Annotated in this window: 20 protein-coding genes and 1 pseudogene; 14 read left to right on the top strand and 7 right to left on the bottom strand. The window is 55.4% G+C overall.

From position 1 onward, the window contains the following. Position 1 precedes the first annotated feature (1 nt). From hfq to rlmB, 9 genes are all read left to right on the top strand, one after another. Entirely contained in the window at positions 2-313 is a 312-nt protein-coding gene (gene hfq / locus ACOTX5_RS20255; RefSeq protein WP_003855990.1) for an RNA chaperone Hfq, read from the top strand. A 74-nt stretch (positions 314-387) separates the two neighbouring features. Further along, complete coding sequence (hflX, locus tag ACOTX5_RS20250; RefSeq protein WP_003855991.1) at positions 388-1668, top strand: ribosome rescue GTPase HflX; 1281 nt, start codon at positions 388-390, stop codon at positions 1666-1668. A gap of 56 nt (positions 1669-1724) precedes the next feature. Next, on the top strand, positions 1725-2984 hold the full coding sequence (hflK, locus tag ACOTX5_RS20245; RefSeq protein ID WP_003855992.1) for an FtsH protease activity modulator HflK: 1260 nt from the start codon (positions 1725-1727) through the stop codon (positions 2982-2984). A gap of 2 nt (positions 2985-2986) precedes the next feature. Then, complete coding sequence (gene hflC, locus ACOTX5_RS20240) at positions 2987-3991, top strand: protease modulator HflC (RefSeq protein ID WP_003855994.1); 1005 nt, start codon at positions 2987-2989, stop codon at positions 3989-3991. Between the two features lie 71 nt (positions 3992-4062). After that, on the top strand, positions 4063-4260 hold the full coding sequence (locus ACOTX5_RS20235) for a DUF2065 domain-containing protein (protein ID WP_003855996.1): 198 nt from the start codon (positions 4063-4065) through the stop codon (positions 4258-4260). Between the two features lie 103 nt (positions 4261-4363). Beyond that, entirely contained in the window at positions 4364-5662 is a 1299-nt protein-coding gene (locus ACOTX5_RS20230) for an adenylosuccinate synthase (RefSeq protein WP_003855997.1), read from the top strand. Positions 5663-5854: 192 nt separating this feature from the next. Continuing rightward, positions 5855-6280 carry a nitric oxide-sensing transcriptional repressor NsrR gene (gene nsrR / locus ACOTX5_RS20225; RefSeq protein ID WP_003855998.1) on the top strand — a complete coding sequence of 142 codons (426 nt, stop codon included), beginning with the start codon at positions 5855-5857 and terminating at the stop codon, positions 6278-6280. Positions 6281-6318: 38 nt separating this feature from the next. Beyond that, a complete protein-coding gene (rnr, locus tag ACOTX5_RS20220; protein WP_023295804.1) occupies positions 6319-8760 on the top strand; it encodes a ribonuclease R in 2442 nt (813 codons plus the stop codon). A gap of 63 nt (positions 8761-8823) precedes the next feature. Next, entirely contained in the window at positions 8824-9555 is a 732-nt protein-coding gene (rlmB, locus tag ACOTX5_RS20215; RefSeq protein WP_015572470.1) for a 23S rRNA (guanosine(2251)-2'-O)-methyltransferase RlmB, read from the top strand. Positions 9556-9646: 91 nt separating this feature from the next. Here rlmB and ACOTX5_RS20210 read toward each other — a convergent pair whose 3' ends face one another. Continuing rightward, positions 9647-10921, bottom strand: coding sequence for an MFS transporter (locus ACOTX5_RS20210; RefSeq protein ID WP_015572471.1), 1275 nt, complete (start codon positions 10919-10921; stop codon positions 9647-9649). A gap of 195 nt (positions 10922-11116) precedes the next feature. On the opposite strand from ACOTX5_RS20210, the gene ACOTX5_RS20205 reads away from it, so the two are divergent. Further along, on the top strand, positions 11117-12739 hold the full coding sequence (locus tag ACOTX5_RS20205) for an isovaleryl-CoA dehydrogenase (protein WP_045911355.1): 1623 nt from the start codon (positions 11117-11119) through the stop codon (positions 12737-12739). Here ACOTX5_RS20205 and ACOTX5_RS20200 read toward each other — a convergent pair. The 3 genes from ACOTX5_RS20200 to bsmA form a co-directional block, all read right to left on the bottom strand. Then, positions 12736-14667 carry a methyl-accepting chemotaxis protein gene (locus tag ACOTX5_RS20200; RefSeq protein WP_017694672.1) on the bottom strand — a complete coding sequence of 644 codons (1932 nt, stop codon included), beginning with the start codon at positions 14665-14667 and terminating at the stop codon, positions 12736-12738. The genes ACOTX5_RS20205 and ACOTX5_RS20200 overlap by 4 nt on opposite strands. Before the next feature lie 170 nt (positions 14668-14837). After that, positions 14838-15113, bottom strand: coding sequence for a DUF1471 family protease activator YjfN (gene yjfN, locus ACOTX5_RS20195; protein WP_017694671.1), 276 nt, complete (start codon positions 15111-15113; stop codon positions 14838-14840). A 148-nt stretch (positions 15114-15261) separates the two neighbouring features. Continuing rightward, positions 15262-15591, bottom strand: coding sequence for a biofilm peroxide resistance protein BsmA (bsmA, locus tag ACOTX5_RS20190; protein WP_017383949.1), 330 nt, complete (start codon positions 15589-15591; stop codon positions 15262-15264). Between the two features lie 137 nt (positions 15592-15728). On the opposite strand from bsmA, the gene yjfP reads away from it, so the two are divergent. Then, entirely contained in the window at positions 15729-16451 is a 723-nt protein-coding gene (gene yjfP / locus ACOTX5_RS20185; RefSeq protein ID WP_045911356.1) for an esterase, read from the top strand. Here yjfP and ulaR read toward each other — a convergent pair. Next, positions 16448-17203 carry an HTH-type transcriptional regulator UlaR gene (gene ulaR, locus ACOTX5_RS20180; protein WP_045911357.1) on the bottom strand — a complete coding sequence of 252 codons (756 nt, stop codon included), beginning with the start codon at positions 17201-17203 and terminating at the stop codon, positions 16448-16450. The two genes, yjfP and ulaR, sit on opposite strands and share 4 nt — an antisense overlap. 110 nt (positions 17204-17313) lie before the next feature. Continuing rightward, the gene (ulaG, locus tag ACOTX5_RS20175; protein ID WP_006810379.1) at positions 17314-18378 is read right to left on the bottom strand and encodes an L-ascorbate 6-phosphate lactonase; all 1065 of its coding nucleotides are present in this window, start codon (positions 18376-18378) and stop codon (positions 17314-17316) included. 359 nt (positions 18379-18737) lie between these two features. Here ulaG and ulaA point away from each other — a divergent pair, with 359 nt between their 5' ends. The 3 genes and pseudogenes from ulaA to ACOTX5_RS20160 form a co-directional block, all read left to right on the top strand. Beyond that, a complete protein-coding gene (gene ulaA / locus ACOTX5_RS20170; RefSeq protein ID WP_032671497.1) occupies positions 18738-20138 on the top strand; it encodes a PTS ascorbate transporter subunit IIC in 1401 nt (466 codons plus the stop codon). 12 nt (positions 20139-20150) lie between these two features. Then, complete coding sequence (gene ulaB, locus ACOTX5_RS20165) at positions 20151-20456, top strand: PTS ascorbate transporter subunit IIB (protein WP_003856022.1); 306 nt, start codon at positions 20151-20153, stop codon at positions 20454-20456. Between the two features lie 9 nt (positions 20457-20465). After that, positions 20466-20558, top strand: a pseudogene (locus ACOTX5_RS20160) (PTS ascorbate-specific transporter subunit IIA); the annotation flags it as partial. 8 nt (positions 20559-20566) lie between these two features. Here ACOTX5_RS20160 and ACOTX5_RS20155 read toward each other — a convergent pair. Further along, a partial coding sequence (locus ACOTX5_RS20155) for a hypothetical protein (RefSeq protein WP_035294458.1) occupies positions 20567-20664 on the bottom strand: 98 nt, incomplete at its 5' end.

The following is a 20664-nucleotide window of genomic DNA, read 5'->3' as shown; positions in this document are numbered from 1 at the left end:
AATGGCTAAGGGGCAATCTTTACAAGATCCGTTCCTGAACGCATTGCGTCGGGAGCGTGTTCCAGTTTCTATTTATTTGGTGAATGGTATTAAGCTGCAAGGTCAGATTGAGTCTTTCGATCAGTTCGTGATCCTGTTGAAAAACACGGTCAGCCAGATGGTCTATAAGCACGCGATTTCTACTGTTGTTCCGTCCCGTCCGGTATCTCATCACAGCAATAACGCTGGCGGCGGCACTGGCAGTAACTACCATCACGGCAGCAACGCGCAGGGTTCTTCAACACCAGCGCAGGACAGCGAAGAAACCGAATAAGGTTTTGGGCTGTTATCCACACGGGGAGCCAGGGATCCTGCGTTCCCCGCTGATCTTTTTAGAGAGGTTTACGCTTGTTTGACCGTTATGACGCCGGTGAGCAGGCGGTGCTGGTACACATCTATTTTTCGCAAGACAAAGATATGGAAGACCTCCAGGAGTTTGAATCTCTGGTCTCTTCCGCCGGTGTCGAAGCAATGCAGGTGATTACCGGTAGCCGTAAAGCGCCGCACCCGAAGTACTTTGTTGGTGAAGGTAAAGCAGTTGAAATTGCGGATGCCGTAAAAGCAACCGGCGCATCCGTTGTGCTGTTTGATCATGCGCTGTCTCCGGCTCAGGAACGTAACCTGGAAGCTCTCTGCGAATGCCGTGTAATCGATCGCACGGGGTTGATCTTAGATATTTTTGCTCAGCGTGCGCGTACCCACGAGGGTAAGTTGCAGGTTGAGCTGGCGCAGTTGCGCCATCTGGCGACGCGTCTGGTGCGTGGCTGGACACACCTTGAAAGACAAAAAGGCGGGATTGGTTTGCGCGGCCCGGGTGAAACCCAGCTCGAAACCGACCGCCGTTTGCTGCGTGGGCGTATAACTCAGATCCTTTCACGTCTGGAACGTGTAGAGAAACAGCGCGAACAGGGGCGTCGGGCGCGAACGAAAGCCGATATCCCAACGGTGTCGCTGGTGGGTTATACCAACGCCGGTAAATCCACCCTGTTTAACCAGATAACCGAGGCCCAGGTGTATGCCGCAGACCAGCTGTTTGCGACCCTGGACCCAACCCTGCGCCGTATTGACGTCGCAGACGTGGGTGAAACGGTGCTGGCGGATACCGTAGGGTTTATCCGCCATCTGCCGCACGATCTGGTCGCGGCGTTTAAAGCGACGTTGCAGGAGACGCGTCAGGCGACCCTGCTGCTGCATGTGATTGATGCGGCTGACGTACGCGTGCAGGAGAACATCGACGCGGTGAACGTGGTGCTCGAAGAGATCGACGCCCACGAAATTCCCACCCTGTTGGTGATGAACAAGATCGATATGCTGGACGATTTCGAACCGCGTATTGACCGAGACGAAGAGAACAAACCGATTCGGGTCTGGCTGTCTGCTCAGGCCGGGATTGGTGTGCCACTGCTTTTCCAGGCTTTGACAGAACGTCTTTCCGGTGAGGTAGCTCAGCACACGCTGCGACTGCCGCCACAGGAAGGCAGGCTGCGCAGCCGGTTTTATCAGCTTCAGGCGATAGAAAAAGAGTGGATGGAGGATGACGGCAGCGTGGGGATGCAGGTGCGTATGCCGATCGTTGACTGGCGTCGCCTCTGTAAACAAGAACCTGCGCTGGCGGACTATATCGTCTGATCAGAAAGGGGAAGCCTGAAAAATTCGCCCTTGCATAACAAATATGGAGCATATACATGGCGTGGAATCAGCCCGGTAATAACGGACAAGACCGCGACCCGTGGGGAAGCAGCAATAATCAAGGCGGCAACTCTGGGGGAAATGGCAACAAAGGTGGTCGCGAGCAGGGGCCGCCGGATCTGGATGATATCTTCCGCAAACTGAGCAAAAAGCTTGGTGGCCTTGGCGGAGGAAAAGGTTCTGGCTCGGGTGGCAATTCCACTCAGAGTCCGCGCCCGCCAATGGGTGGCCGCGTGGTGGGCATTGTCGCCGCTGCGGTGGTAATCATCTGGGCAGCCAGCGGGTTCTACACCATTAAAGAAGCAGAACGCGGCGTGGTCACCCGTTTCGGTAAGTTCAGCCATCTGGTTGAACCGGGCCTGAACTGGAAGCCAACCTTCATTGATGACGTGACCGCGGTTAACGTGGAGTCCGTCCGTGAACTGGCCGCCTCTGGCGTGATGTTGACCTCTGACGAGAACGTGGTGCGCGTTGAGATGAACGTACAGTACCGCGTGACCGATCCGGAACGTTATCTGTTTAGCGTGACCAGCGCCGATGACAGCCTGCGTCAGGCAACCGACAGCGCCCTGCGTGGCGTGATCGGCAAATACACCATGGACCGTATCCTGACCGAAGGTCGTACCGTTATTCGTAGCGATACCCAGCGTGAGCTGGAAGAGACCATCCGTCCGTACAACATGGGTATCACCCTGCTGGACGTCAACTTCCAGGCTGCACGTCCGCCGGAAGAGGTGAAAGCCGCGTTTGACGATGCGATTGCCGCGCGTGAAAACGAACAGCAGTACATCCGTGAAGCGGAAGCGTACACCAACGAAGTTCAGCCGCGTGCAAACGGTCAGGCGCAGCGTATTCTGGAAGAAGCGCGTGCGTATAAGACCCAGACCATCCTGGAAGCACAGGGTGAAGTGGCTCGCTTTGCGAAGATCCTGCCGGAATATAAAGCCGCGCCGGAAATTACCCGTGAGCGTCTCTATATCGAGACCATGGAAAAAGTGCTGAGCCATACGCGTAAAGTGCTGGTTAACGACAACAAAGGCGGAAACCTGATGGTCCTGCCGCTGGATCAGATGCTGAAAGGCGGTTCTGCACCGGCAGCAAAAGACAACAGCGGTGCGAACAACCTGCTGCGTCTGCCACCGGCCTCGTCTGGCAGCGCCAGCGCGAACACAACGCCTTCTTCGAACGATGGTGACATTATGGACCAACGCCGTGCTAACGCGCAGCGTAACGACTACCAGCGTCAGGGGGAATAAGGATGCGTAAGTCAGTTATTGCGATCATCATCATCGTACTGGTCGTGCTCTACACCTCCATCTTTGTGGTGAAAGAGGGCGAGCGTGGGATCAAGTTCCAGTTCAGCAGCGTCGTGCGTGATGGCGACAAGCGTCCGGTGATTTATGAGCCGGGTCTGCACTTTAAGATCCCGTTCATTCAGTCAGTGAAAACGCTCGATGCGCGTATCCAGACCATGGATAACCAGGCCGATCGTTTCGTGACCAAAGAGAAGAAAGACCTGATCGTTGATTCCTATATCAAATGGCGCATTAGCGATTTCAGCCGCTACTTCCTGGCAACCGGGGGTGGCGACGTTTCTCAGGCAGAAGTGCTGCTGAAACGTAAGTTCTCTGACCGTCTGCGTTCTGAAATTGGTCGTCTGGATGTGAAAGACATTGTGACCGACTCCCGTGGTCGTCTGACGCTGGAAGTGCGTGATGCGCTGAACTCCGGCTCTGCGGGCACCGAGGATGAAGTTGAAACCCCGGCGGCAGACGATGCGATTGCCAAAGCGGCTGAACGTGTTCAGGCTGAAACCAACGGTAAAGTGCCGGTGATCAACCCGAACAGTATGGCGGCGCTGGGCATCGAAGTGGTTGATGTGCGCATCAAGCAGATCAACCTGCCAGCGGAAGTGTCCGAGGCGATCTACAACCGTATGCGCGCCGAGCGTGAAGCGGTAGCCCGTCGTCACCGTTCACAGGGTCAGGAAGAAGCGGAAAAACTGCGCGCGGCAGCGGACTATGAAGTCACCAAGACGCTGGCGGAATCTGAGCGCCAGGGTCGTATCCTGCGCGGTGAAGGTGATGCCGAAGCGGCGAAACTGTTTGCTGATGCATTCAGCCAGGATCCAGACTTCTATGCCTTCATCCGTAGCCTTCGCGCTTACGAGAATAGCTTCAAGAGCAACCAGGATGTGATGGTGCTCAGCCCGGACAGCGATTTCTTCCGTTATATGAAGACGCCGACCAACGCAACGCGATAAACTCAGGCTCGTTTGAGTATTCAAACCACCGCTCTTCACGGAGCGGTGGTTTTCTTTTATAAGGATGAAAAATGAACTCCACGATCTGGCTCGCACTGGCCCTGGTTTTGGTGCTGGAAGGCCTCGGCCCGATGCTCTATCCGCGCGCATGGCGCCGGATGATCGCGACAATGAGCCAACTCCCGGACAATATTTTGCGTCGTTTTGGCGGTGGTCTTGTGGTTGCCGGTATCGTTATCTACTACATGTTGAGGAAAACGATTGGCTGATCAAAAACTAACCGCAATTGGCATATTTTAGGGTCAAAAAGTGCTGTATATCTGAAAAAGCGATGGTAGAATCCATTTTTAAGCAAACGGTGATTTTGAAAAAATGGGTAACAACGTCGTCGTACTGGGCACCCAATGGGGTGACGAAGGTAAAGGGAAGATTGTTGATCTTCTGACTGAACGGGCCAAATATGTTGTACGCTACCAGGGCGGTCACAACGCGGGCCATACTCTCGTAATCAACGGTGAAAAAACCGTCCTCCATCTTATTCCATCAGGCATTCTTCGCGAAAACGTCACCAGCATCATCGGTAACGGCGTTGTGCTGTCTCCCGCTGCGCTGATGAAAGAGATGAAAGGTCTGGAAGACCGTGGTATCCCTGTTCGTGAGCGTCTGCTGCTCTCCGAAGCCTGCCCGCTGATCCTGGATTATCACGTGGCGCTGGACGTGGCGCGTGAAAAAGCGCGTGGCGCGAAAGCGATCGGCACCACCGGTCGTGGTATCGGCCCGGCTTACGAAGATAAAGTGGCTCGTCGCGGTCTGCGCGTGGGCGACCTCTTCGACAAAGCGACCTTCGCTGAAAAACTGAAAGAAGTGATGGAATATCACAACTTCCAGCTGGTGAACTTCTACAAAGCCGAAGCCGTTGACTACCAGAAAGTGCTGGATGACGTCATGGCGATTGCTGACATTCTGACCGGTATGGTTGTTGATGTGTCCGATCTGCTGGACCAGGCGCGCAAGCGTGGCGATTTCGTCATGTTTGAAGGTGCGCAGGGTACGCTGCTGGACATCGACCACGGTACCTATCCGTACGTAACGTCCTCTAACACCACCGCGGGTGGCGTGGCAACTGGCTCCGGCCTGGGCCCGCGTTATGTCGATTACGTTCTGGGCATCATTAAAGCGTACTCCACTCGCGTGGGTGCAGGTCCATTCCCGACCGAACTGTTTGATGAGACCGGCGAGTTCCTGTGCAAGCAGGGTAACGAGTTTGGCGCGACCACCGGTCGTCGTCGTCGTACCGGCTGGCTGGACGCCGTTGCCGTACGTCGCGCAGTGCAGATCAACTCCCTGTCTGGCTTCTGCCTGACCAAGCTGGACGTACTGGACGGCCTGAAAGAAGTGAAAATCTGCGTAGGCTACCGTATGCCTGATGGCCGCGAAGTGACCACCACTCCGCTGGCTGCTGACGACTGGGAAGGCATTGAGCCAATCTACGAAACCATGCCGGGCTGGTCTGAGACTACCTTTGGTGTGAAAGAGCGTAGTGGCCTGCCTAAAGCCGCGCTGGACTACATCAAGCGCATTGAAGAACTGACCGAAGTGCCGATCGATATTATTTCTACCGGCCCGGATCGTACTGAAACGATGATCCTGCGCGACCCGTTCGACGCATAATCTTCGTGACTGCTGGCCTGCGGGGAAACCCGTAGGCCGGATAAGCGCAGCGCCATCCGGCGACCGCTCCTGGATCTCCGCTTTTTCGCCCCGTCTGTCAAATAAATTAGCCGCTAACTATCTGGCTGGTTTATCATCATTAATGAATATCTCTGCGGTTTGACCGCGTTTTCCCTTTTTCCTGAGGTTGATGTGCAGTTAACAAGTTTCACCGATTACGGCTTACGCGCGCTGATTTACATGGCGTCGTTACCCGATGGGAAGATGACCAGCATCTCTGAAGTCACAGAGGTGTACGGTGTGTCCCGTAATCATATGGTCAAAATAATCAATCAACTTAGTCGTGCCGGATACGTTGCTGCCGTCCGCGGGAAGAATGGAGGGATCCGTCTCGGTAAACCGGCGCAGAGTATCCGTATTGGCGATGTGGTACGTGAACTGGAGCCGCTCTCTCTGGTGAACTGTAGCAGCGCGTTCTGCCACATTACGCCCGCTTGCCGCCTGAAACAGGCGCTTTCAAAGGCCGTGCAAAGTTTTCTCAAGGAACTGGATAACTACACGCTGGCCGATTTGGTTGAAGAGAATCAACCGCTTTATAAATTATTGCTGGTGGAATGAAGAAAATTTCCACCGGAGCTGACAACGGAGGAACCGACATGTCACAAGATCCTTTCCAGGAACGCGAAGCCGAAAAATACGCGAATCCTATCCCCAGCCGCGAGTTCATCATTGAACACTTAACAAAACGCGAAAAACCCGCCAATCGTGAAGAACTTGCCGTTGAACTGAACATTGAAGGTGAAGAGCAAATTGAAGCCCTTCGCCGCCGCCTGCGCGCCATGGAACGTGACGGGCAACTTGTCTTTACTCGTCGCCAGTGCTACGCGCTGCCAGAACGCCTCGACCTGCTGAAAGGCACCGTTATTGGTCATCGCGATGGCTTCGGCTTCCTGCGCGTGGAAGGCCGTAAAGACGACCTGTACCTCTCATCCGAACAGATGAAGATGTGTATTCACGGCGACCAGATCCTGGCGCAGCCGCTGGGTGCAGACCGTAAAGGCCGCCGCGAAGCGCGCGTGGTCCGCGTGCTGGTGCCGAAAACCAGCCAGATTGTAGGCCGTTACTTTACCGATGCGGGCGTAGGCTTTGTGGTGCCGGATGACAGCCGTCTGAGCTTCGACATTCTCATCCCGCCTGAAGAGGTGATGGGCGCACGCATGGGCTTTGTGGTGGTGGTGGAACTCACCCAGCGCCCAACCCGTCGCACCAAAGCGGTGGGTAAAATCGTCGAAGTGCTGGGCGATAACATGGGCACCGGCATGGCCGTCGATATGGCGCTGCGTACCCATGAAATTCCGTATGTCTGGCCGAAAGCGGTTGAAGATCAGATTGAAAACCTGCGTGAAGAAGTGCCGGAAGAGTCCAAAGCAGGCCGCGTGGATCTGCGCGATCTGCCGCTGGTCACCATTGATGGTGAAGACGCCCGTGACTTCGATGATGCCGTATATTGCGAGAAAAAACGCGGTGGCGGCTGGCGTCTGTGGGTGGCTATCGCGGATGTGAGCTATTACGTGCGTCCGCACACGCCGCTGGATAACGAAGCGCGCAGCCGCGGTACGTCGGTCTACTTCCCGTCGCAGGTTGTACCGATGCTGCCAGAAGTGCTCTCCAACGGCCTGTGTTCCCTCAACCCGCAGGTGGACCGCCTGTGTATGGTCTGCGAAATGACCATCTCCAGCAAGGGACGTCTGACGGGCTATAAGTTCTACGAAGCGGTGATGAGTTCTCATGCGCGCCTGACCTATACCAAGGTCTGGCATATGTTGCAGGGCGATCAGGATCTTCGCGAACAGTACGCGCCGCTGGTCAAACACATCGAAGAGCTGCACAACCTCTACAAAACGCTGGATCAGGCGCGCGAAGAGCGCGGTGGGATCTCGTTTGAGAGTGAAGAGGCGAAGTTTATCTTTAACGCTGAGCGTCGTATCGAGCGTATCGAACAGACTCAGCGTAACGATGCGCACAAGCTGATTGAAGAGTGTATGATCCTGGCGAACATCTCGGCGGCACGTTTCGTTGAGAAAGCCAAAGAGCCTGCGCTGTTCCGTATTCACGACAAGCCAACCACGGAGGCCGTAACCTCGTTCCGCTCCGTGCTGGCTGAACTCGGCCTGGAGCTGCCTGGCGGTAATAAGCCTGAGCCACGCGATTACGCCGAGCTGCTGGAATCCATCAGCGATCGTCCTGACGCGGAAATGCTGCAAACCATGCTGCTGCGCTCCATGAAGCAGGCGATTTACGATCCTGAAAACCGGGGCCACTTTGGTCTGGCGTTACAGTCGTACGCGCACTTTACCTCGCCGATCCGCCGTTATCCGGATCTGTCCCTGCACCGTGCGATCAAGTATCTGCTGGCGCACGAGCAGGGTCATAAAGGCAACACGACCGAAACCGGAGGGTATCACTACTCCATGGACGAGATGTTGCAACTGGGCCAGCATTGTTCCATGACCGAGCGTCGTGCGGATGAAGCGACGCGCGACGTGGCGGACTGGCTGAAGTGTGACTTTATGCTGGATCAGGTGGGTAACGTCTTTAAAGGCGTGATTGCCAGCGTCACCGGCTTTGGCTTCTTCGTGCGTCTGGATGAGCTGTTTATCGACGGTCTGGTGCACGTTTCCAGCCTCGATAACGATTACTACCGCTTCGACCAGGTCGGACAACGTCTGATCGGCGAATCCGGCGGCCAGACCTACCGTCTGGGCGATCGGGTGGAAGTGAAGGTTGAAGCCGTGAATATGGACGACCGTAAAATCGACTTCAGCCTCATCTCCAGCGAGCGTGCTCCGCGTAACGTCGGCAAAACCGAGCGTGAGAAAGCGAAAAAAGGCGGTAACGGTAAAGCGGGCGGTAAGCGACGTCAGGCAGGTAAAAGAGTAAACTTTGAGCCAGACAGTGCTTTCCGTGGCGAGAAGAAACAGAAGCCCAAGGCGGCGAAAAAAGACGCTCGTAAAGCGAAAAAACCGTCGACCAAGACCCAAAAAATAGCGGCCGCGACCAAAGCGAAGCGCGCGGCGAAGAAACAGCAGGCGGAGTAATTTCCCCTCACCCTGACCCTCTCCCCAACGGGAGAGGGAAAATATTTATTACGAGAACCATCAATGAGTGAAATGATTTACGGCATCCACGCGGTGCAGGCCCTGCTGGAGCGCGCGCCGGAGCGTTTTCAGGAAGTTTTTATTCTGAAAGGGCGTGAAGATAAACGTCTGATGCCGCTGATCCACGCACTGGAAGCGCAGGGCGTAGTGATCCAGCTGGCGAACCGCCAGTATCTGGATGAAAAAAGCGAAGGTGCTGTACACCAGGGTATTATCGCGCGCGTGAAGCCAGGCCGTCAGTATCAGGAGAACGATCTGCCGGATCTGATCGCCGGGCTGGAGAACCCGTTCTTCCTGATCCTCGATGGCGTAACCGACCCACATAACCTGGGCGCGTGCCTGCGTAGCGCCGATGCAGCAGGCGTGCATGCGGTGATTGTGCCAAAAGATCGCTCCGCGCAGCTTAACGCTACCGCTAAAAAAGTCGCCTGCGGCGCGGCGGAAAACGTCCCGTTAATCCGCGTGACTAACCTGGCGCGCACCATGCGTCTGTTGCAGGAAGAAAATATCTGGATCGTAGGAACAGCCGGTGAAGCGGATCACACCCTGTACCAGAGCAAAATGACCGGCCGTATGGCGCTGGTGATGGGAGCGGAAGGCGAAGGTATGCGTCGTCTGACGCGCGAGCACTGCGATGAGCTGATCAGCATCCCAATGGCGGGCAGCGTATCGTCCCTGAACGTTTCCGTTGCGACGGGTATCTGCCTGTTTGAAGCGGTGCGTCAGCGCGGGTAGCCTGTTGTGCCGGGTGGCGGCTTCGCCTTACCCGGCCTACAAAAGCATGGTACCGTAGGCCCGGTAAGCGTAGCGCCACCGGGCAACAATCTCACTCCTCTAACGACCGTAAATGGTCATCCTTTCTCAGCGTCATCAGCGCGAAAATACTCACCACCGCCGTTGCCATCACGTAGTACGCCGGAATATCCAGATTGCCCGTCTCTTTAATCAGCCCGGTAATGATCAGCCCCGCACAGCCCGAGAAGATCGCATTCGACAGAGAATAGGCCAGCCCCAGCCCGGTATAACGCACGCGCGTCGGGAACATCTCAGACAGCATTGCCGGCCCCGGCCCTGCCAGCATCCCAACCAGACCCCCCGCAATCAGCACCACAATCGCTTTGACTGCCAGCGTACTGGATTCCGCCTGCAAAATTTTCAGCAGCGGCAGGGCGAGGATCAGCAGGAGCACGGTGGCGATAATCATCACCGTGCGCCGCCCGATCCTGTCGCTCAGCATGCCCGACGGAATGATCGTGAGCGCAAACCCAATGTTAGAAATCACCGCAATCAGTAACGCCTGGTTAAAACCGGTGTGCAGCGCAGATTGCAGATAGGTCGGCATAATCACCAGATAGGTATAACCCGCCGCAGACCAGACCATCACGCGGCCAATGCCCATCAGGATGGTTTTGAACGTGGCGGCGGTGCTGGCCTGAGTAACAACCGGTTTTTCCCGTTGCTGCACAAAGCTCGGCGTCTCTTCCATGCTCACCCGCAGCCATAGCGCGACCGCACCCATCGGCAGCGCCAGGAAGAACGGAATGCGCCAGCCCCAGTCGTGCAAGGCTTCAGGGGAGAGCAGGGCAGAGAGCAACGCGACAATGCCTGCGCCCGCTAACAGCCCGAGCGCCACGGTAAAGGACTGCCATGCCCCGTAAAGACCGCGCTTGCCGCGCGGGGCGAACTCCGTCATCAATGAGACCGCACCGCCATACTCACCGCCCGCGAACAGTCCTTGCAGAATACGCAGGAGCGTAACGATCAGCGGCGCGGCAATCCCGATACTGGCGTAGACCGGCACAATACCGATGGCAGCGGTGGCGAGCGTCATCAATACCAGCACTATAATCAGCGTCGGTTTGCGGCCAATCCTGTCGCCAATGCGGCCAAAGACCACCGCACCCAGCGGACGGAAGAAGAAAGCGATGGCGAACGAGGCCCAGGTGAGGATCAGGCTGGTGAGCTCCGCTTCCCCCTCAAGCTGGAAGAAGTTTCTGGCAATCACCGTTGCCAGAAAACCGTAGACCGCAAATTCATACCACTCGATGAAATTACCGATGGAGCCTGCAATTAATGCACGCTTGTGCGCATCCTGTTGCATAACGATCCTCACATAAACGGGGTAAGAATAAATTATTCAGCATTGGTGAAGTAATGAAATAGTTTATTCTTATGTTCTGTGAGCTATTTCACGAATGATATCAACACGATCGTCATCGTGTGACCCCCCTCCCATGCAGCGTGCATGCCCTCTGTCCATACTTACCTTTATTGCCAATGAAAGGAGGGAGACAGCATGCACTGGCAGACACATACCGTTTTTAATCAACCTGCACCGCTATCGAACAGCAACCTTTTTCTCTCTGATTGCGCCCTGCGCGATGCGGTAGCGCGCGAAGGGGCTGAGTGGGATGTGGATCTTCTTGCCAGCATCGGACAGCAGTTGGGTACGGCGGAGTCGCTGGAGCTGGGCAGGCTGGCGAACGTTAATCCGCCGGAACTGCTGCGTTATGACGCCACGGGAGCGAGGCTGGATGACGTCCGCTTTCATCCGGCATGGCATCTTCTGATGCAGGGGCTTTGCGCCAACCGGGTGCACAACCTGGCGTGGGAGGAGGAGGCGCGGAAAGGATCGTTCGTCGCCCGGGCCGCGCGTTTTGTGCTTCATGCACAGGTGGAGGCGGGAACGCTATGCCCGGTGACCATGACCTTCGCCGCCACGCCGCTGTTGCTACAGTCGCTGCCCAAACCGTTTCACGACTGGTTAACGCCGCTGATGAGCGATCGCTACGATCCCCATCTCGCACCGGGGGCGCAAAAGCGCGGCCTGCTGATCGGCATGGGGATGACGGAAAAGCAGGGCGGTTCGGACGTACTCAGTAATACCACCAAAGCAGAGAAATGCAGTGATGGCAGTTACCGGCTGGTGGGGCACAAATGGTTTTTCTCCGTGCCGCAGAGCGATGCGCATCTGGTGCTGGCGCAGGCGAAGGGCGGGCTTTCCTGCTTTTTTGTTCCGCGTTTTTTACCCGACGGGCAACGTAATGCCGTGCGCCTTGAGCGTCTGAAGGACAAGCTCGGTAACCGTTCAAATGCCAGCAGTGAGGCTGAGTTCCTTGATGCTTACGGCTGGCTGCTGGGCGAAGAGGGTGAAGGTGTCCGGCAAATTCTGAAGATGGGCGGGCTGACGCGCTTTGACTGTGCGCTTGGCAGCCACGGATTGATGCGCCGTGCGCTCTCGGTGGCGCTTTATCATGCCCATCAGCGGCAGACCTTCGGCAAAAATCTGATCGACCAGCCGTTAATGCGCGACGTGCTAAGCCGTATGGCGCTGGTGCTGGAGGGACACACGGCACTGCTGTTCCGACTCGCCCGGGCGTGGGACAACCGCACCGACCCGCAGGAGGCCGCATGGGCGCGGCTTTTCACTCCGGCGGCAAAATACAGCGTCTGCAAAGCGGGCATACCGTTTGTGGCAGAGGCAATGGAGGTGCTGGGCGGTGCAGGCTATTGCGAAGAGAGTGAACTTCCGCGGTTGTACCGTGAAATGCCCGTCAACAGCATCTGGGAAGGCTCTGGCAATATTATGTGCCTGGATGTACTGCGCGTGCTGGCGAAGCAGTCGGGCATTCTCGACCTGCTCGCCGATGATTTCGTGCAGGTCAAAGGTCAGGACAGGCACTTCGATCGCAGCTGGCGGCAGCTACAGCAGAAGCTGCGTAAACCGCAGGAAGCGCAGGGCAGGGAGATCGCGCGGCAGCTCTTTTTACTCGGGGCCGGAAGCCAGATGCTGCGGCACGCATCGCCGCCCGTGGCGCAGGCGTGGTGCCGCATGATGCTGGATACCCGAGGCGGCACGCTGATGAGCGAACAAGTGCAAACCGACCTGCTGCTGCGTGCCACGGGCCGGGTCGGTTAAGCTTTCAGCTGGAACAGGCTCACCAGCCGGGTGAGATGTGAACCCTTCTCGCGCAGCGTCTGTGCCGTCTGCTCGCTGCGTGAGATGCGATCGGCATTGATGTGCGATGCCTCACCGATGTGCGTCATCGCCAGATTCACCTGACCAATCCCCGCAGACTGCTCGCGGGAGGCGTGGTTGATCTCGGTGACAAGCTGGCTGATGTTATCGATATGAACAATGATGGCATCCATCGCCAGACGCGTCTGCTCAGACAGCGCATGGCCTTCGCTCACCTTGTTCAGCGTGTCGCCAATCAACTGTTCAATCTCTTTTACCGCATTGGCGCTGCGTGCGGCCAGGGCGCGCACCTCTTGCGCCACCACTGCGAAACCTTTCCCGTGCTCGCCCGCCCGCGCCGCTTCAACCGCCGCATTGAGCGCCAGGATATTGGTCTGGAAAGCGATGGACTCAATCACGCGGGTAATGTCTTCAATGCGTTTCGATGCATCACGAATATCATCCATGGTGGAAACAGCATGGGTCACCGTCTCTCCACCCTGATGCACCGCGCGTGAGGTTTCCCCCACCAGCTGCTGAGTTTGCTCCATGTTGGCGGCATTTTGCTGCACGGTGGCGGCTAATTGCTCCATGCTGGCGGAGGTCTCCTCAACGCTGCTGGCCTGTTTGTTGATCTGTTCAGAGATCTCGCCGGTGTCTGAAGCCAGCGCGTTAGTCCCCAGATGGATTTCGCTTGCGGCCTCGCGGACCTGCAACACAATTTTTTGCAGGCCGCCCCCGATCCCGTTGATGGCATCAATCAGCTGGCCGACCTCATCCTGGCGGATTACCGGCAGGCTGGCGCGCAGATCGCCTGCGGCATACTGCCGGGCAAGCGCGATCACTGCGCGTAGTGGGCGGGTTAGCATCCGGCGAATGAGGATAACGAACAGGCCCGCGAAGAGCGCGGATAGCACCACGCCCGCCATCAGGAAGCGATCGCGCAGCGTGGTGACGCTTGAAAGCAGTACGGCTTTATCCACTTCACCCACGATGGTCCAGTTCCAGCCCGGCAGCGGCGTGTAGGCAACTTTGAGCGTACGGCCATCTGCGCTCACGCGCTCCAGCGTGCCGGCTTTATCACTCAAAAGCTGCTGCTGTGTCGCCGTGTCCCAGTTGGGCAGTTTGCCCTCATCGCTGGCATGGAACAGATACTGTCCGCGCGTTTTGCCGCTGCTGCGATCCAGTACAAAGAAGTGGCCGCTCTCGCCCAGGCGACGGTTAAGGATTTTCTCGCGCATGATGTTCCACGAATGGGTGATGTCCACGCCGACAAAGATAATCCCGATAACCTGGCCTTCCGCATTTTTAACAGGCTGGTACTGCGTGATATAGCGCTTGCCGAACAGAAGCGCGAGGCCACGATAGACCTCCCCTTTGGTGACAGCCGCAAATGCCGGGCTGGTGGTATCAAGAACGGTTCCGATGGCGCGGTCGCCATTCTCTTTGCGCAGCGACGTGGCCACGCGGATAAAATCGTTACCGCTGCGGACAAACAGCGTCGAGATGGCGCCCGTTCGGCTCAGGAAGTCATCAGAAAGCGTATTGTTTTCATGCAACTCCGTTTCGCCGCCTTTCAGCAGAGGAACGGTAAGCCCGTTTATGGTCCGGCTCTGGCTGCTGTCGCTGTTCAGCGGCTGTGGCAAAAAGGTGGTGAACAGACGGGTATAGCTTTCAACCTCTTCGCTCAGGCTGGTGTTGAACATCTCTACCATATCCACCATGCCGGTGGACTGGTTATGCAGGTCTTCAACCGCAAGATCTTCAAGCTGCTGGCTGGCGTTGTGGCTCAACAGAAAAGTGAACAGCAAAAAAAGCGTGGCGACACTTGCACCTGTTAGCAGCGATAGCTTCGTGCCCAGACCTGCCCGGCGGAAAAAGGTGATCATAAATTGCTCATTATTGAAAAGTGATGGCTGTTCAACGGCAGAGCGAAGAGAACGTTTATCTGTTTAATGTAACTGAATGTTACATGTTTGTTTTTATTAAGTTTCGGGAGAGGTAAAAAATTTGCAAAATTGAAAAGCCACTAAAATTAAGTGGCTTTTATCGGAAGGGATTATGCATAAAGAATGGCCTGCACGCGCCAGTGATTAACATGGTTATCTTCCTGCATCTGGACGATGCGATACCAGGATGCGCCCTGTTCATCGGCCTTCAGGGCGACGACACGTTCAACGTCTTGCGGACTTCCCGTGATATTATTGACGGAGATCTGACCAATCTCGTTCAGGCCCGTGACGCAATCCGCGCTGGCAAATTCGGCCGACTGCGCCGTGGTGCTCAGCAGGCCCGCTGAAAGCAATAGCGTCGTTAAAGCAAGGGTTCGTTTCATCGTCAGCTCCTTTTCACGTGTCTCCGGTATCCGCCGGGCAATCCTTCGCGAATAAACTCATTTCCATTGTTGCTGGCATGGAGTTTATTGTGGACAGGAAAATGTCTACGGACGCAAAGCAGTGTAAAAGTCGTTCAAATGATGATGCTTACTTACGGTACAAAATTCCCTGGGCGTACCACTGTCCCGTAATAATGGTTTCATCAATCATCGTGATGACGTAATAATCTGCTTTTGCGGCAACTGCCTGTGCTTCAATTGCGTCTTCTGCATCATCCGGGGAACCACGAACCATCGCGGATACGGTACCCAGGCGTTGTAATCCTTCCGTCTGATTACGACGAATTTCCTGAGGATGATCGGTAACCGGCGGCGCCGGTTCTGGCGTACCCTGCAATATGGAACATCCGCTGAGCAGTGAGACCAGCAATAAAGCCGTAAGCCTGCGCATAAACCTGTCTCTTTTCCTGATAGCCATAGTGTAGTTGTCTGCGAATTTAGTTTTGGGGGAATGTTCCCGAAGTGTTATCTGGGACGAAGATTTCGAATGAAAATATCGTGAAACCGTAATCCAGCTCTCAACATTATGAATCATTCATCAGCACAGGATCGACAATGATTGAAATTGAAACTCGCCAGCTGAGTGGGCATGAAATCATCCATGCTTTTCCGGCTGGTAAAGATGAACAGCCGCTGCCGACGGTAGTTTTCTATCATGGCTTTCTCTCCTCGAAGCTGGTCTACAGCTATTTTGCCGTCGCGCTGGCGCAGGCCGGTTTCCGGGTGGTCATGCCTGATGCGCCGAATCATGGGGCACGCTTTACGGGCGATGAGCAGGCGCGGCTGGGGCTGTTCTGGCAAACGCTGCACGGCAATCTGACCGAGTTCGCCGGGCTGCGTGACGCGCTCTTGCAGGCCGGGCTGGTGGAGGGGAAACGGCTGGCGGTCGCAGGCGCATCAATGGGCGGAATGACGGCGCTGGGGATCATGGCCAGGCATCCGGAGGTGACGTCTGTCGCTTGCCTGATGGGATCGGGCTACTTTACGTCACTGGCAAAGACGCTGTTCCCGCCGCAGGCCCCTCAGGAGATTGAGGCCCTGTTGTCAGAATGGGACGTCAGCCATGCGCTTTCGCAGCTGGCCGATCGTCCGCTGCTGCTGTGGCATGGGGACGCCGATGACGTCGTATCGCCCGGTGAAACGTTCCGCCTGCAACAGGCGCTACAGCGCGAAGGGCTGGATAGCAATCTGACCTGCCTGTGGGGAGCAGGTGTCCGGCACCGTATTACCCCGGCCGCGCTGGAGTCAACCGTGGAATTCTTCCGTCAGCACCTTTAAACGCGCAGCACTGTGACACCCTGATACTCCAGCTTGCTGAGGATCTCGGGGTTGGCGTTTTTGCCGGTGATCACCATGCTGATTTGCTCGGCGCGGCTGAAAAGCATGCCGGCGCGTTCACCGACCTTGCTGCTGTCGACCAGCACCACCAGTTTGCCCACTACGTTAAGCATGTTCTGTTCTGCCATTGCGGTGAGCATATCGGTTTTATACAGGCCATCCGCCGTCAGACCTTTGCCGCTGGTAAACATCCAGTGCCCGGCGTAGAGGCTGTTTTCACTGTCCTGCGGGCTAAGGGTGATGGACTGGCTCTTGTTATACTGGCCGCCCATGATCACCACGCTTTCATGTTCCTGGTCAATGAGATAGTTGGCCAGCGGCAAATAGTTGGTGATGATTTGCACCGGCTTGCCGCACATCTCACGGCCCAGCAGAAACGCCGTCGAACCGCAGTTGATCACCACGCTTTCTCCAGGATTTACCAGCTGTGATGCCGCTCTGGCAATCCGCACCTTTTCATCGTGATTCTGCGCCTGGTGGATGTTCATCGGCGTCCAGCGTGGACGCTGCTGGCTGATGGCCTCTGCACCGTTGCGGACTTTTTTCAGCTTGCCGCTCTCATCCAGCTTGTTAATGTCCCGCCGCGCGGTAGCGGGGGAGATCCCTAAACGTTCGATCACTTTCTCGACGGTGATAAACCCTGTTTGCGCCAGGAGTTCCAGTAAAATTTGATGCCGTTGCGCTTCCGTCATGAGCTATTCCGATAAGAATTGATTTGAAAAGATGATATTTGAAATAGCGTGAAATTACTAAGATAAATATGACATCGCCAGACGCAAGGTCTGGCGATTGGGCCTCAGAATCAGAGGAAGGATTTGAACGGCAGATCGGGTTCAATCGTAAAGCAATCATCGAAACCACGCGGGTAGTGGTACTCAAGATTGTCTTTATCCAGCGGCCAGGTGAACTTGCCGCCAACCTGCCAGATGAATGGCTTGAAGCCATACTTGAGGCGGTCTTTTTTCATCTCCCACAGGACGCGGATCTCTTGCGGATCGGCCTGGAAGTTTGACCAGATATCGTGGTGGAACGGGATCACCACTTTGGTGTTCAGCGCTTCGGCCATACGCAGCATGTCTGCGCTGGTCATTTTGTCGGTGATCCCGCGCGGGTTTTCACCGTAAGAGCCAAGCGCCACGTCAATCTGATGCTCGTTACCGTGCTTCGCGTAATAGTTGGAGTAGTGGGAGTCACCGCTGTGATACAGGGAACCGCCAGGCGTTTTGAACAGGTAGTTCACCGCGCGCTCATCCATCCCGTCTGGCAGTACGCCTGCGGCTTTCTGGTCGGCAGGCAGGGTGATCAACGCGGTACGGTCAAAGGCATCCAGCGCGTGAATTTCAATGTCTTTGATTTTCACTACGTCGCCCGGCTTCATCACGATGCAGCGCTCTTTTGGCACGCCCCAGCCAATCCACAAATCCACGCAGGTCTGTGGCCCAATAAACGGTACGTCGTCCGCGCAGTTTTGCATTACCGCTGCCGCCACGTTCACGTCGATATGATCGTTGTGATCGTGGGTAGAGAGAACGGCGTCGATCTGGCGAATGGCAAAAGGATCAAGCACAAAAGGCGTGGTGCGCAGGTTCGGCTGGAGCTTTTCAACGCCGGCCATACGCTGCATCTGGTGGCCTTTTTTCATCAGTGGATTGCCGTGGCTCTGTTTGCCGGTGCCGCACCAGAAATCAACACAAATGTTGGCGCCGCCTTCTGATTTCAGCCAGATCCCGGTGCAGCCCAGCCACCACATCGCAAATGTGCCAGGAGCAACCTGTTCCTGCTCGATCTCTTCGTTCAGCCAGCTACCCCACTCCGGAAAGGTACTCAGAATCCATGATTCACGGGTGATGGTTTTCACTTTACTCATCGTTTGACTCCTGGGTTTAATCAAAAGTAATCATACTGTGATTTGTTATGATTAATGCTGGCACTGTTTGAATCGATTTGCAATGGCTGATTTGCGGAAAATTCCCCTCTCCATGTCACAGAAAAACAATTTTTACGTTGGTAAGATAACCACTATCAATGATTAATTCACTGAATTATAAGGATTAATTTATTTGTTTTCATCGTTAGTGAAAATCATTACTAACAACGTGGAAATAAATTGCGTGATCCGTCACAAATAATCAAATGCAATCTTGTGATGATTATTTGTGATTAATAGAGTGATGACACCAACCACACAGGGATTGCCCCTCGTGTTCTCTTTTTCTGGAGAGAGTTATGGAGATCCTCTACAACGTCTTTACCGTTTTCTTTAATCAGGTAATGACCAACGCCCCGCTGTTGCTGGGTATCGTGACGTGCCTGGGGTACATCCTGCTGCGCAAAAGCGTCAGCGTGATTATCAAAGGCACCATCAAAACCATCATTGGTTTTATGCTGTTGCAGGCGGGGTCTGGCATTCTGACCAGCACGTTTAAGCCGGTTGTTGCCAAAATGTCAGAGGTATACGGCATTAACGGCGCCATCTCTGACACTTACGCGTCCATGATGGCCACCATCGATCGCATGGGAGATGCGTACAGCTGGGTTGGGTATGCGGTACTGCTCGCGCTGGCGCTGAACATCATTTACGTGCTCCTGCGCCGCATTACCGGTATACGCACCATCATGCTCACCGGGCACATCATGTTCCAGCAGGCGGGGCTGATTGCCGTTTCTCTCTATATCTTCGGCTACCCAATGTGGACCACCGTCATCTGTACGGCAGTGCTGGTCTCGCTTTACTGGGGCATCACCTCCAACATGATGTATAAGCCAACGCAGGACGTTACGGACGGCTGTGGCTTCTCCATCGGTCACCAGCAGCAGTTCGCCTCCTGGATTGCTTACAAAGTTGCGCCGTACCTGGGCAAAAAAGAGGAGAGTGTTGAAGACCTCAAATTGCCTGGCTGGCTGAATATCTTCCACGACAACATCGTCTCCACGGCAATTGTGATGACCATCTTCTTCGGTGCCATCCTGCTCTCCTTTGGCATTGACGTGGTGCAGGCGATGGCGGGTAAAACCCACTGGACGGTCTATATCCTGCAAACCGGTTTCTCCTTCGCGGTGGCCATTTTCATCATCACCCAGGGCGTGCGTATGTTCGTCGCTGAACTGTCGGAAGCGTTTAACGGCATCTCCCAGCGCCTGATCCCTGGCGCGGTGCTGGCGATTGACTGTGCGGCTATCTATAGCTTTGCGCCAAACGCCGTCGTCTGGGGCTTTATGTGGGGCACCATCGGCCAGCTGATTGCGGTCGGCATCCTGGTGGGCTGTGGCTCCTCAATCCTGATTATTCCTGGCTTTATCCCGATGTTCTTCTCCAACGCCACTATTGGCGTATTTGCTAACCACTTCGGCGGATGGCGCGCAGCGCTCAAGATCTGCCTGGTGATGGGCATGATTGAAATCTTCGGGTGCGTGTGGGCGGTCAAGCTCACCGGCATGAGCGCCTGGATGGGCATGGCGGACTGGTCAATTCTGGCGCCGCCGATGATGCAGGGCTTTGCGTCCGTCGGGCTGGTCTTTATGGCCGTCATCATCCTGATTGCCCTGGCTTATATGTTCTTCGCTGGCCGTTCGCTGCGGGCTGAAGAAGATGCAGAAAAACAAACAGCAGAAGTGTCTGCTCATTAAGGAGTTTCGATTATGACCGTACGTATCCTGGCTGTGTGTGGCAATGGGCAAGGTAGCTCCATGATCATGAAGATGAAAGTGGACCAGTTTTTAACCCAGTCAAACATTGACCACACGGTGAACAGCTGCGCAGTGGGTGAATACAAAAGTGAACTGAATGGCGCGGACATCATCATCGCCTCAACGCACATTGCCGGCGAGATTAGCGTGTCGGGCAACAAATACGTGGTAGGCGTACGCAACATGCTGTCGCCTGCGGATTTCGGACCAAAGCTGCTGGAAGTGATCAAAGAACACTTCCCACAAGACGTGAAGTAAGGATGCCACATGAAACTACGTGATTCGCTGGCAGAGAATAACTCCATCCTTTTACAGGCCGAAGCCAGTACCTGGCAGGAAGCGGTGAAGCTGAGCGCTGAGAGATCCCCTCATAATTTCCCCAAAGCGTAACCATGTGTGAATAAATTTTGAGCTAGTAGGGTTGCAGCCACGAGTAAGTCTTCCCTTGTTATTGTGTAGCCAGAAT

Source organism: Enterobacter cloacae complex sp. IR5441, assembly GCF_049238215.1.
GTDB lineage: Bacteria > Pseudomonadota > Gammaproteobacteria > Enterobacterales > Enterobacteriaceae > Enterobacter > Enterobacter hormaechei_C.
This window is presented reverse-complemented; position numbering and strand designations above follow the sequence as displayed.

Excerpts from the sequence above, each read along its gene's own strand:
- rlmB (WP_015572470.1), top strand. The coding sequence starts at position 8,824 with ATGAGTGAAATGATTTACGGCATCCACGCGGTGCAGGCCCTGCTGGAG.
- ulaR (WP_045911357.1), bottom strand. The coding sequence starts at position 17,203 with ATGACGGAAGCGCAACGGCATCAAATTTTACTGGAACTCCTGGCGCAA.
- yjfN (WP_017694671.1), bottom strand. The coding sequence starts at position 15,113 with ATGAAACGAACCCTTGCTTTAACGACGCTATTGCTTTCAGCGGGCCTG.
- ACOTX5_RS20200 (WP_017694672.1), bottom strand. The coding sequence starts at position 14,667 with ATGATCACCTTTTTCCGCCGGGCAGGTCTGGGCACGAAGCTATCGCTG.
- bsmA (WP_017383949.1), bottom strand. The coding sequence starts at position 15,591 with ATGGCTATCAGGAAAAGAGACAGGTTTATGCGCAGGCTTACGGCTTTA.
- hflC (WP_003855994.1), top strand. The coding sequence starts at position 2,987 with ATGCGTAAGTCAGTTATTGCGATCATCATCATCGTACTGGTCGTGCTC.
- ulaG (WP_006810379.1), bottom strand. The coding sequence starts at position 18,378 with ATGAGTAAAGTGAAAACCATCACCCGTGAATCATGGATTCTGAGTACC.
- hflK (WP_003855992.1), top strand. The coding sequence starts at position 1,725 with ATGGCGTGGAATCAGCCCGGTAATAACGGACAAGACCGCGACCCGTGG.
- rnr (WP_023295804.1), top strand. The coding sequence starts at position 6,319 with ATGTCACAAGATCCTTTCCAGGAACGCGAAGCCGAAAAATACGCGAAT.
- ulaA (WP_032671497.1), top strand. The coding sequence starts at position 18,738 with ATGGAGATCCTCTACAACGTCTTTACCGTTTTCTTTAATCAGGTAATG.
- ACOTX5_RS20205 (WP_045911355.1), top strand. The coding sequence starts at position 11,117 with ATGCACTGGCAGACACATACCGTTTTTAATCAACCTGCACCGCTATCG.
- ACOTX5_RS20235 (WP_003855996.1), top strand. The coding sequence starts at position 4,063 with ATGAACTCCACGATCTGGCTCGCACTGGCCCTGGTTTTGGTGCTGGAA.
- ACOTX5_RS20210 (WP_015572471.1), bottom strand. The coding sequence starts at position 10,921 with ATGCAACAGGATGCGCACAAGCGTGCATTAATTGCAGGCTCCATCGGT.
- yjfP (WP_045911356.1), top strand. The coding sequence starts at position 15,729 with ATGATTGAAATTGAAACTCGCCAGCTGAGTGGGCATGAAATCATCCAT.
- hfq (WP_003855990.1), top strand. The coding sequence starts at position 2 with ATGGCTAAGGGGCAATCTTTACAAGATCCGTTCCTGAACGCATTGCGT.
- ulaB (WP_003856022.1), top strand. The coding sequence starts at position 20,151 with ATGACCGTACGTATCCTGGCTGTGTGTGGCAATGGGCAAGGTAGCTCC.
- ACOTX5_RS20230 (WP_003855997.1), top strand. The coding sequence starts at position 4,364 with ATGGGTAACAACGTCGTCGTACTGGGCACCCAATGGGGTGACGAAGGT.